The following is a 12,359-nucleotide window of genomic DNA, read 5'->3' on the forward strand; positions in this document are numbered from 1 at the left end:
ACCTTCTACCCAAAACCTTACACCTTCTACCTTATTATATTTCCTGCGCTTGTTTAATGGCATTTCTTAAAGCTGCAATTTTATGGTTCACTTCATTCATTTCCATCTCTGGGTCAGAATCTGCCACAATTCCGGCTCCAGCTTGGTAATGTAGTTTGTTATTTTTACTGAGGAAAGACCTGATCATGATGGCGTGATTAAAATCACCGTTAAAGCCCATAAAACCTATGGCACCGCTGTAAAAACTGCGTTTATCTTTTTCATACAAATCAATTAATTCCATGGCTCTGTATTTAGGTGCACCACTTAAAGTGCCGGCAGGGAAAGTATCGGCAACAATTTTAAAAGGATTTACGCCTTCCTTAATTTGCCCGCTCACTTTAGAAACTAAGTGAATTAAATGCGAGTAAAATTGTACCTCTTTGTATGCTTTCACCTCTACGTTTTGGCAATGTCTGCTCAAATCATTTCGGGCTAAATCAACCAACATCACATGTTCTGCAGATTCTTTAGGGTCTTGTTCTAATTTTTCGGCCAGTAGTTTGTCCTGAATATCATTACCAGATCTTTTAAAAGTACCAGCAATAGGATAAATGGTGGCCGTATTGTTTTTAATAGTTAATTGAGCTTCGGGCGAAGACCCAAATATTTTAAAACTGCCGTAATCAAAATAGAAAAGGTAAGGTGACGGATTGATGGATCTTAAAGCTCGGTAAACATTAAACTCATCTCCTGTAAAAGAGGTTTGAAAAGCCCGTGAAGGTACAATTTGAAAAACATCACCACGGTAAATGTGTTTCTTCATTTGTACTACAATTTGCTTAAAATCTTCGTCGCTTAAATTTGAGCTTTCTTCTCCTTTCACTTTAAAATGATATTCGGGGAAGTTTTTGTTTTGAATAAGGTATTCTATTTTTTCTAAACCATTGCTTTCGCCTTCAAAATCACTTTCGTTTTTAACAATGTATAATTCGTTTTTAAAGTGATCAATAGCTATAATATATCGGTAAACATGGTATTGAAAAGTAGGAATTACCCTTTCATTATCATAAGAAGTTTTCAGCTTAATGTCTTCAAAATATTCTACGGCTTCATGTGTGAAATAGCCAAATAAACCATCGGCAATAAACTTCATGCTCTTATCTGCATCGCTTTCAAAGCTTTTTCTAAAAGAGCTTACTTCTTCGGTTAAATCAAAACTTCCCGGATTTAAGGTTTCTGAGCTGCCATCTGGGTAGGTTTTTGTTAATGTTTGCTTATCTAATACAATACTAGCAATGGCATCACAACAAACGTAACTCATGCTATTTTCTCTACTATGGTAATCAGAACTTTCTAATAACAAGCTGTTTGGGAAAACATCGCGTAAACGCAAATAAATACTTACTGGTGTGGTGGTATCGGCCAGTAGTTTTTTGAAGCTTACTTTTAAACTAAATTTTTTCATGTGGTTTTATTAAATTCCTCACCGTAAAACAAAAAAACCCGACGGTTGAATGTCGGGTTCGTTATTTGTTTAGGTTTGGTTTAAGTTCTCTTTTATGATACAAATAGGATTACCGAGGCTACAATTTTGTTGTGCCACCACCATTTTTTTGTATTTGTTTGATTATTCATCGACAGCAAAATTAGAAAGAAAATCGACTTTGAAAATATTTTTATCAAATAAATTTACACAAACGTTTTTTTACATATTCCACCATGGGTTTCTATCCTTCATGGTAAAAATTGCTAAAAGTACGATTACGATGCCTAAGGTGTAAAAAACATAAATGGCTTTGTGCTTGGCTTTTGCTTCTATTGCTTTTTTAGATTTTGAATAACCCACAGTAATTAAAGCGATAGATAAAATCATCATGCTAATATGTTCTACATTCCAATACCTGTAAGTAGGTTCACTCATTTTAGAGAAATCTACATTTGGGCTCATAAAATATAAAACTAAGCCAATTACCAATTGAAGGTGGCAACTGATGAGCGCAAAAAGGTTTACTTTTTTATTTGCCGGTGTATAGGGCTTGTTACCAGCCGTAATAGCTTGTAAAATTGATAATAAAACCAATATTAAGACCACATATCTTAATATAGAATGAAGGTGTAATAATCCTGTGTACATAACTTTTTTTAACAAATATAAAATAAAAAAGGAGGAGTGTAAATTAATACATTCCTCCTACTCACTCAGCACTAAAACCACAATTAACTATCTTTAATTTGTTTATCTGGCATCTAAAAAGATGGCTTCTGGTAAGGTGGTAACGGTTGCCATGGTTGTTGGCGCCATGTTTCCACTATCAGTTAATCTAAAAACCAGGATTGATTTATTTGCTTTTTCGGCAATATAGATTAGTTTTTTTCCGCTTCTGGCGTCAAATTTTACATCAACCGGATTACCTAATTTTGTGTTTGATCCAATAATTGTTCTATCTGGAGTTACGGCTGCATTTGCTGTAAATTTTGCCAAAGCACCTTCTATAATATAAATTCCACCATCGGCATTAAATGCGGCAACTGTTGGGTTAGGAATGGCTGGTGCAGCTGCTGCTCCAATTTCTGTGGCAATTAACACATCAGAAGAAGCATCATAAGTTAAACCATGCAATCTTGTAGAGGAAGGAATAGTAATTTTGTTTGATGGCGTTACCGTACCTGATGCAATACTATTTACATTGTTAAATAATTGAATTTCTTTACGATCTAAATCAATTAAAACCATTAATTTATTGGCTGCAAAGGCAATTCCCCAAGGCTGTCCGTTTAATTTAAAAACTTTGTTTGCAGTTACTGTACCGCTTAAAGCAGGCGCATTATTGTAAACTCTAATGGTGCTATCGGTATTACTTGCAACGTACAATACTTTGTTAATGGCATCATAAGCAGCGCCTCGGCCACTTGCTAAACTTGCATCTGTAAAAGAACTTCCGTTCATTACACTTCCTGTGCTACTTACCGAGAATAATTTTATGCTTTTAGTAGATCTGCTTACTTGAAAGCCTACATTGCTGGAAGCATCATAAACAATTCCATTACCATCTGGCGCTGCGGTATTATAAGTCATAGGAGCGGCTAAAGTAGCACCATCTGCAGGGTCAAAAATAGAAAGATTTGCAACAGCCGGATCGGTATCAGCATTAGAAACAAACAGTTTTGATACGGAAACAGTTGGCTCATCGTCTTTTGAACAACTAGTTACAATTGTTGCTGCTATAAAAAGAGCAGAGATTGAAAATATGCTATAATTTTTCATTGTTTTCTTTAATTAATGTTTAAAATTTCTGATTAACAGACTGAATTACGAAAGTAAATGGGCAGTAGATTTAGAAAGGGAACAAAAAATTTACAAAGTAGCTTAATTTTTAGCTTAAAAACTGTTTAGATTTAGATTCTAAACTTTTTTGTATGAAAAAAACACTATTACTCTTATGTTCATTGTTGATTGCTTTTATAGCTAAATCGCAGGAATCGTACCCTGTAAACGGATCAGGCGATATAAGGTCTGGCCAATTTGCCTTTATAAACGCAAACATTGTTGTAAATGCCGATCAAACTATTACTAACGGCGTTTTAATAATTAAAGGTCAAAAAATTGAAAGCGTGGGTGCTGGACTAGCAGTTCCTAAAGGTTATGTTACTATTGATTTAAAAGGAAAATATATCTATCCTTCTTTAATTGATGCCTTTTCTAGTTATGGTATCCCCGAAACACCAAGAGCTGTTTTTGCTGGTCGTGGAGTACCCGTTTTTACTTCTACAAAGGAAGGTGCTTATAATTGGAACGAAGCGATAAGACCCGAAGTTCATGCAAAATCTATATTTAATGTTGATGCTAGAAAAGCTGAAGATTTAAAGAAAAGTGGTTTTGGCGCTGTTAACACGGTGATTAAAGACGGAATTGCCAGAGGAACTTCTTTAGCTGTTACTTTAAGTGACGAAAGTGTTAATACAGTTGTTTTGAATGATTTAACTGCTGCAAATTATTCTTTTAATAAAGGAACCGCAAAAACAAATTATCCAAGCTCATTAATGGGTTCTATTTCTTTATTAAGACAAACTTATTTTGATGCTGCTTGGTACAAAAATCAAAAGAAAGAATACAATATTTCTTTAGATGAATTTAACAAAACCCAAAGCTTGCCTCAAATTTTTGATGCAGGAAATTGGGAAGATGTTTTAAGAGCTGATAAAATTGGTGATGAATTTGGCAAGCAATACATTTTTAAATCAGGCGGAGATGAATACAAAAGAATTGCCGATATAAAAGCAACAAACGGAAGCTTTATTATCCCAATTAATTTCCCTAAAGCTTATGATGTAGAAGACCCTGCTGATGCTAAGAATGTAACTTTAGCTCAAATGAAAAATTGGGAATTGGCTCCAACCAATCCTGCTGCATTAGAAAAAGCGGGAATTAACTTTGCTATTACCGCAGCAGATTTAGAAAGTCCAAGAGATTTTTGGACTAACTTAAGATTAGCAATTGATTTCGGTTTAACCGAAAAACAAGCTTTAAAAGCATTAACAGAAGTACCAGCTAGAATTTTAGGAATTAGCGATAAAGTAGGAACACTTGCAAAAGGAAAAGAAGCTAACTTCTTGATAACTTCTGATAACCTATTCAAAAAAGAGAATATCATTTTTGAAAACTGGGTACAAGGCAAGCAATACATTGTTGCACAAAAAGACATTAAAGATTTAAGAGGAGATTATAACCTTATTATTGCTGGAGTTGGAAATTTAACCCTAAAAATTGGAGGTACAATTAGTGCTTATGATGCAAATATTGAAAGAACTGGCGCTGATAGTGTTAAAACTAAAGCCAATTTTAACAGAACCGGCGATTTAATTAGTTTATTCTTTGATCTAAAGAAAAACCCTAAAGGCGATGTTCGTTTAACTGGTTATTTAGATAAAGTTAGTCCTGTTACTTTTAAAGGCGAAGCCGTTTTAGCTGATGGAACCGTAAGTAATTTTACAGCAACATATACCAATCCTATTAAAGAAAAAGAAAAGAAAGAAGAACCAAAAGGTACTTTAGCTACTGGAAAAGTAATTTATCCATTTGTTGCTTTTGGCGAGGCCGAAGCTCCAAAGCAAGAAGCTACATTATTTAAAAACGCTACCGTTTGGACTAACGAAAAAGACGGAATTCTACAGAATACTGATGTTTTAGTTGAAGGCGGAAAAATCAAGTCTATCGGAAAAGGTTTATCAGCCGGAGGCGCAAAAGTAATTGACGCAACTGGAAAGCATTTAACTCCAGGTATTATTGATGAACACTCCCATATCGCTATCGCGAGAGGCGTGAACGAAGGAACTCAAGCGGTAACTTCTGAAGTAAGCATTGCTGACGTGGTAGAATCTGAAGATGTAAACATTTACCGTCAGTTAGCCGGTGGAGTAACAACATCTCATTTATTACATGGTTCGGCAAATCCAATTGGTGGTCAATCTCAATTGATCAAACTACGTTGGGGACAAACACCAGAAGGTTTGAAATTTGGCGGAAACGAAGGTTTCATCAAGTTTGCCTTAGGAGAAAACGTAAAACAAAGTAACGCTGGAGATTTTAGTACCGTTCGTTTCCCACAAACTCGTATGGGGGTTGAGCAAGTTTATGTTGATGCTTTTACCAGAGCTAAAGAATACAGAACGGCTTGGGCTGCATATAATGGCGCTAAAAACAAAACAGGTTTATCGGCTCCACGACGTGATTTAGAATTAGATTGTTTAGTAGAAATTTTAGAAGGCAAACGTAATATTACTTGTCACTCTTATGTACAATCAGAAATCAACATGTTAATGCATGTTGCTGATAGCATGGATTTCAAAATCAGGACTTTTACGCACATTTTAGAAGGCTATAAAATGGCTGATAAAATGGCTGAGAGAGGAATTGCTGGTTCAACCTTCTCTGATTGGTGGACCTACAAAATGGAAGTTTTTGAAGCCATCCCATATAATGGTAAATTAATGAGCGCTGTTGGTGTGTTAACTGGTTTCAATTCTGATGATGCTGAAATGGCTAGAAGACTAAATCAAGAAGCGGGTAAAGCAGTAAAATATGGTAATGTGAGCGAAGAAGAAGCTTTCAAATTTGTGTCTTTAAACCCTGCTAAGATGTTAAAAATTGATAACAGAGTAGGAAGTGTAAAAGCAGGTAAAGATGCTGACTTAGTGCTTTGGTCTGATAATCCACTATCTGTTTATGCCAAAGCCGAAAAAACTTTTGTGGATGGTATCGCCTATTGGGATATCCAAAGAGACGAAGTTAAACGTAAGGAGATGAAAGCAGAAGAAGCTCGTTTAATCCAAAAAATGTTAGATGCAAAAAATAAAGGAGCTAAAACTCAACGTCCATCTTTAGAGAGAGCGCCACTTTATGATTGCGAAACATTAGAAGGAGATTTTACAGCAAACGGCAGTCATTCACAACATTAATCAGCTAAATCATGAAAAAAATTATATATCAATTCATCGCATTAAGTTTGGCAAGTACATCGGTATTTGCACAAGCCAACATTTATCCAGCTAAAAAACAAGCGGGTACTTTTGCCATAGTTGGCGGAACCATACATGTAGGTAACGGCAAGGTAATCCAAAACGGAACCGTCGTTTTTGCAAACGGAAAAATAACTTCGGTTAAAGAAGGAAACGTAGCTCCGCAAAATGTAACTGTCGTAAATGCAGCCGGAAAGCACATTTATCCAGGTTTTATCGCTCCATCAAACAGTTTAGGTTTGGTAGATGTAGAATCAGTAAGAGCAACCAGAGATGCCCAAGAAGTGGGAAGCATCAATCCACATGTAAGGTCCTTAATTGCTTACAATACCGATTCACGAGTAATTGCAACCGTACGTTCTAACGGAACTTTATTATCTCAGGTAACGCCAGAAGGCGGCTTGGTTTCAGGCACTTCATCAATTGTACAATTAGATGCTTGGAATTGGGAAGATGCCGCTTACGTAAAAGATAACGGGTTACATTTCAATTGGCCTTCATCAGCCGCTGGTGGCGGTGGTGGACGTAGATTTGGCGGCCCAGTACTTTCTGAAGAAGCCATAAAAGAACGTTATCAAAAGCAATTATTAGAGTTAAAAAGCTATTTTGCTCAAGCAAAAGCTTATGCCGATACCGATAAGCCAGAGATTATGAATGCCCGTTTTGAAGCCATGAAAGGTTTATTTAACGGTGCTAAAAAAGCCTTTGTAAAAGTAAATCGCCAAAAAGACATCATTATTGCCGTTCAGTTTTTTGAAGAATTTGGAATTAAGCCCGTTTTAGTAGGTGCCGAAGAAGCTGTTGATGTTACAAGTTTCTTAAAAGAACATAACATTCCGGTAATCATTTACCAAAGTCAATCGTTACCAGGTAATGACGACGATGATGTGTATTTACCTTATAAAAACGCTAAAATTTTGCATGATGCTGGTGTTTTAATCGCCATGAGTGTTGATGGTTATTGGCAACAACGCAATCTGCCATTTATGGCTGGTACAGCTGCTGCTTATGGCTTAACTAAAGAAGAAGCACTGGCAATTATCACTTCCAATACCGCAAAAATATTGGGGATTGATAAAACTACCGGAACCATAGAAGAAGGGAAAGACGCTAACATTATCATATCAGAAGGCGATGCCTTAGATATGCGTACCAATAACGTAACCAGAGCTTTTATTCAAGGCCGAGACGTTAATTTAGATAACGTTCAAAAACAATTATACAAGCGTTACGCAGATAAATATGGCATCAAAGCCGATTAATTTTTGAAAAGCAAATGCAGTATTTCATTACAACCGCTAGTCCCGTTTTCTGCTTTATTTTTTGTTTGTCTAAAAACAAACAAAAAGATACCGCTGCCAACCGGGTTTAGATACTAAAGCTTTTGCAATAAACTCAAACAAAAAATCCTCTTAGATACGTTCTAGGAGGATTTTTTGTTTTAGAACATCTTGCCCAACTCTGTGAACTTTTCGCCCTCTGTGGATAAAAGAAAATCAAAGATTACAGAGCTTTAAAAATTCGTGTCATTCGTGAAATTCGTGGCAAAAAAATAAAACACCTAGCAAAAAAATTATTTAAAGAAAACCTCCGTAGCTCCATATCCAAATTTCTCTTTTCGGGCATCCATAAATGTCTTCACTTGAGGATGCTTACTTACTATTTTATGAATCTCGTGACGTAATGATCCATTCCCAGCACCATGAATAAATACAATACTTTCTAATTTATGAACAATAGCGGCATCTAAATTTTTTCTGAAATGGTCTAGTTGTATCTGCATCATTTCTTGTTTATCTAAGAAATCATGGTCGTCTCTTAATTTTTCAATATGCAAATCCACCTCTTTTGCCGGCTTTTCAATGGCTTGTTTTTCTTCCGAAGATTTAAAAAAGCTTTCTTTAATTTTTTCGGCGTTTAAAACCAATTCAGGTTCATCCAACCTAAACAACCAACCTTGTTGCTTAATTAATGGCGTAAGTTGTTTACTACCCGAAAAATCTTTAGCTCTAAACTTCATGTCAAATACCAAAGGTTTTACCAAAGGCTTATTTAATGAAGTGTAAAACAAAGCCTGAAAATGGAAAGTTGGCCATAAATCTAACTCCGCTAAAGAAGCAGAAAATACTTTTGTAGAACTTTGGGCGGCAACTATCCCAGAAAACTCCCCTTTAAAAATTGCTGCTAAATTTGTTTTTAAAGTCGCTAAAAGCTGATAAGAAGTTTCATTAATGATATAAAAATGAACAACTGATCCTTTATTTAAATCGGGAATAGCGGCTGCAAAAACTCCTTTTTCTATAAAATTCACTCCATTAGAAGCGGTTTCAGTAGTGGTTTTTTCAAAAGATGGATTAGAAGAATGCCCGTGAACCCTAGTCAGGTTATTAACCATTACCGGAATTTCAAAATCATCTTCACCAGTTACGCCCACCATTTCATCATTAAAAATTTTAGTGATGTATCCTTCTCTTCTTTCGTCTACAAAGCGTACAAACTCTCCTAATTGGTATTTCATTTAAAAAAATATTAGCCACAAAGATGAGAAATTATCACCTGTTTAAATTTATTATATTTGAATTAGCCGAAAAGGAGTTTGAACTTTTGAGGCCGCAAAATGCGATCTCAAAGGATTGAAGAGACCCCCAATCTGTCAGTTCTCTCAAGCCAAGCGTTTAATTGATTCATAAATAAAAAGTCTTCTCTAAACTCTTTTAAGATTCGGGTATAACAAAAAAATAGGTGGTATCATTTTTGAATTAGAACGTTAAAATAAAATTCTCAAATTATTTTAACCCATAAATTTAAAACACATGAAATGGTTAGGTCGTAAGCAAAGTGATAATTTTGAAACAGGCGGTGGTGGAGGTGGAAAAGGCCTAGCTATTGGCGGAATTGGAACTGTTATAGTGGTAATTATTGGTTTAATTATGGGTAAAAGCCCTGGTGAATTATTAAACCAAGTACAAAATGCTGCTCAAACAGAGCAAACTAATACCAATCCAGATCAGGCAAATTTATCTGAAGCAGAGCAATTTACTAGGGTAGTTTTGCAAGACACTGAAGATGTTTGGAACCAATTATTTAAAGACATGGGAGAGCAATACAAAGAACCTAAATTGCTTTCTTTTAAAAACAGTGTTCAATCGGCATGTGGTTCGGCAGGTTCTCAAACTGGTCCGTTTTATTGCCCCGCAGATGAAAGAGTTTATATTGATGTTTCATTTTACGATGATTTAAAAAACAAATTTAATGCTCCCGGAGATTTTGCCATGGCTTATGTAATTGCGCATGAAGTAGGGCATCACGTTCAAAACTTGATGGGTACTACCCAAAAACTCGATGAAGCAAGAGGAAGAGTGAGCGAGAAAGAGTACAATAAATTATCTGTGATGCTAGAATTACAAGCCGATTTTTATGCAGGTGTTTGGGCTCATCATGCACAAAGAACTAAAGATATTTTAGAAGAAGGGGATATTGAAGAAGCTTTAAACGCTGCAACAGCCATAGGTGATGATAAGTTACAAAAACAGGGACAAGGTTATGTGGTACCTGATGCTTTTACTCATGGAACTTCTGCCCAAAGAATGAGATGGTTTAAAAAAGGTTTTGAAACTGGAGATGTTAAACAGGGCGACACTTTTAATGCTTCTGACCTTTAAAATCAGGTAGCCCACTTGATTTTATATTTTTTACTTATTTGCACTATTTTTGAAAAATAAACGGGGGTGAAATGGCAGCGCCCCGCTTTTTGCGGGGACTAAAATGAAACACCCGACTATCGGAAGTAATAAATGACGAACTTTGCTTTTCAAAAATTAAAAATATGAGTGAACAAAACCCTTGGACCATTCTAGAGAGTAAAATAATATATCAAAACCCCTGGATAAGTTTAACCGAACATCAAGTTTTGAATCCATCAGGCGGAAAAGGGATTTATGGCGAAGTACATTTTGAAAATTACGCTATCGGCATTATTGCTATTGATGAAGATGATATGATTTGGCTGGTTGGGCAGTACCGTTTTCCTTTAAAACAATACAGTTGGGAATTGCCAGAAGGTGGTGGTCCGTTAGGTGGAAACCCCTTAGATTCGGCAAAAAGAGAGCTTTTAGAAGAGACGGGTTTAGTCGCTAAAGAGTGGACTGAGGTTTTAAGAATGCATTTATCTAACTCGGTAAGTGATGAGTTAGGGATTTTATACCTAGCCAAAGATTTTGAACAATTTGAAGCTGAGCCAGAAGAAACCGAACAACTGGAAGTGAAAAAAATTCTATTTGATGAAGCATTTGCTATGGTAATGAACGGAGAAATTACCGATTCTTTAAGTGTTGCGGGCATTTTAAAGGTTAAGCTGATGCGAGAAGGTTTTTAATCTATAAGTTTATATTTGCATCATGAATAAAATAATAGGACACCTATTAAGCCCGCTACATCATTTTTTGTTCTTTTTTGTTCTTTGTGTTTTTCAGCCCATACAGTGGGTGAGTTTAAAATTAGGCGGTTATAAAGCGCATAAGAAATCTGTTGATGTGATGAATTTCTTTTTGTTGTTTTCTTACTATGCCTTAGGATGTAGTATTAAATTTAAAATGACCGAACAATTGCCTAAGAACCGACCTATAATTTTTGTGGCAAACCATCAAAGCATGTATGATATTCCGCCGCTAATTTGGTTTTTGAGAGATTATCACGCAAAATTTATCTCCAAAATAGAGCTCACTAAAAATATTCCTTCTATTTCCTTTAACCTCAGACATGGCGGAGGAGCCAATATTGATAGAAAAGATTCTAAACAAGCCGTTGGTGAAATTTTAAAATTGGGCGAACGGATGCATAAAAATAATTGGTCGGCATTGATTTTTGCCGAAGGTACCCGTTCAAAAGATGGCAAAATGAAAGATTTTCAGGTAGGAGGAATTGCCACTATCTTAAAAAAAGCACCTAATGCTTTAATTGTTCCGGTGGCTATAGAAAACTCTTGGAAAATAGTGAGAAATGGCTTGCTGTGGCTTGATGCTTTTCACCCCGTAAAATTTACCGTTCTAAAACCTATAGAGCCAGCAGGAAAGCCTTTTGAAGACAGCGTGAAAGAAGCAGAAATGGCAGTAAAAGCCATAGTGGAAGCTTAAATATTCTTATCCTCAATCATTTTGAAGAAATAATCTCGGTGCGTATCTCCAATAGGAATAACTTTGTCTTTTATAAAAATACGGCTTCGCTCTATACTTTCTATTTTATCTAAAGCTACAATGTATGATTTATGCACTCGCACAAATAAATGATCAGGCAAGGCTTCATCAATTTTTTTCATGCTTTGCAGCGTAATAATTCTTTCTTTTTGGGTGTAAATGGAGATATAATCTTTTAAGCCTTCTATAAAGAGAATATCATCTAAGTAAATTTTCTGAATTTTATATTCGGTTTTTACAAAAATAAAGTTGTGCGCAACAGGAATTGGAGCAGCAACTTGGGTTTCTATTACGGTTGCTTGCGCAGGGGTACTACATAATAATTCTTTTGCTTTTTGTGCGGCTTTGTAAAACCGGTCAAATGCTATGGGTTTTAATAAATAATCTACCACATTTAATTCATAACCATCTAAAGCGTATTGAGAATAAGCGGTAGTTAAAATCACTTTGCATTTTCCGTTAGCAATTTTTAAAAATTGAATACCGGTTAACTCAGGCATTTGAACATCCAAAAAAACCAAATCTATATCTCCTTCTTGCACTGCAGAAAGTGCTTCAATAGGGTTTTGGTAGCTTTTAACTAAAGATAGAAATGGGATTTTGGAGATGTAATCTTCTAAAATATCTATTGCTAAAGGCTCATCATCTACTACCAAACATTTGATCATG

At 35.6% G+C, this 12,359-nt stretch carries 10 protein-coding genes; 5 read left to right on the forward strand and 5 right to left on the reverse strand.

Features of this window, described 5'->3' with window-relative positions:
• Positions 1-34: 34 nt before the first annotated feature.
• From FA046_RS03900 to FA046_RS03910, 3 genes are all read right to left on the reverse strand, one after another.
• A complete protein-coding gene (locus FA046_RS03900; RefSeq protein WP_136825035.1) occupies positions 35-1,447 on the reverse strand; it encodes an anthranilate synthase component I family protein in 1,413 nt (470 codons plus the stop codon).
• A gap of 240 nt (positions 1,448-1,687) precedes the next feature.
• Positions 1,688-2,116, reverse strand: coding sequence for a cytochrome B (locus FA046_RS03905; RefSeq protein ID WP_136825036.1), 429 nt, complete (start codon positions 2,114-2,116; stop codon positions 1,688-1,690).
• 102 nt (positions 2,117-2,218) lie between these two features.
• Entirely contained in the window at positions 2,219-3,247 is a 1,029-nt protein-coding gene (locus tag FA046_RS03910; RefSeq protein WP_136825037.1) for a hypothetical protein, read from the reverse strand.
• Positions 3,248-3,399: 152 nt separating this feature from the next.
• Here FA046_RS03910 and FA046_RS03915 point away from each other — a divergent pair, with 152 nt between their 5' ends.
• Together FA046_RS03915 and FA046_RS03920 are read left to right on the forward strand one after the other, a co-directional pair.
• Positions 3,400-6,438 (forward strand): amidohydrolase family protein, encoded by a 3,039-nt coding sequence (locus tag FA046_RS03915; RefSeq protein ID WP_136825038.1) that lies wholly within the window; start codon positions 3,400-3,402, stop codon positions 6,436-6,438.
• An 11-nt stretch (positions 6,439-6,449) separates the two neighbouring features.
• Positions 6,450-7,760: an amidohydrolase family protein gene (locus FA046_RS03920; protein ID WP_136825039.1), complete on the forward strand. Its 1,311-nt coding sequence runs from the start codon at positions 6,450-6,452 to the stop codon at positions 7,758-7,760.
• A 311-nt stretch (positions 7,761-8,071) separates the two neighbouring features.
• Here FA046_RS03920 and FA046_RS03925 read toward each other — a convergent pair whose 3' ends face one another.
• Positions 8,072-9,016 (reverse strand): Smr/MutS family protein, encoded by a 945-nt coding sequence (locus FA046_RS03925; RefSeq protein ID WP_136825040.1) that lies wholly within the window; start codon positions 9,014-9,016, stop codon positions 8,072-8,074.
• A gap of 295 nt (positions 9,017-9,311) precedes the next feature.
• Here FA046_RS03925 and ypfJ point away from each other — a divergent pair, with 295 nt between their 5' ends.
• The 3 genes from ypfJ to FA046_RS03940 all read left to right on the forward strand — a co-directional run bounded on the left by ypfJ (position 9,312) and on the right by FA046_RS03940 (position 11,630).
• Positions 9,312-10,160, forward strand: coding sequence for a KPN_02809 family neutral zinc metallopeptidase (ypfJ, locus tag FA046_RS03930; protein WP_136825041.1), 849 nt, complete (start codon positions 9,312-9,314; stop codon positions 10,158-10,160).
• A gap of 164 nt (positions 10,161-10,324) precedes the next feature.
• Positions 10,325-10,873, forward strand: coding sequence for an NUDIX domain-containing protein (locus FA046_RS03935; protein ID WP_136825042.1), 549 nt, complete (start codon positions 10,325-10,327; stop codon positions 10,871-10,873).
• A 22-nt stretch (positions 10,874-10,895) separates the two neighbouring features.
• Positions 10,896-11,630 (forward strand): lysophospholipid acyltransferase family protein, encoded by a 735-nt coding sequence (locus tag FA046_RS03940; protein ID WP_136825043.1) that lies wholly within the window; start codon positions 10,896-10,898, stop codon positions 11,628-11,630.
• Here FA046_RS03940 and FA046_RS03945 read toward each other — a convergent pair.
• Positions 11,627-12,358: a LytR/AlgR family response regulator transcription factor gene (locus FA046_RS03945; RefSeq protein WP_136825044.1), complete on the reverse strand. Its 732-nt coding sequence runs from the start codon at positions 12,356-12,358 to the stop codon at positions 11,627-11,629. The genes FA046_RS03940 and FA046_RS03945 overlap by 4 nt on opposite strands.
• Position 12,359 lies beyond the last annotated feature (1 nt).

This window comes from Pedobacter cryophilus, from assembly GCF_005116455.1.
Lineage (GTDB): Bacteria > Bacteroidota > Bacteroidia > Sphingobacteriales > Sphingobacteriaceae > Pseudopedobacter > Pseudopedobacter cryophilum.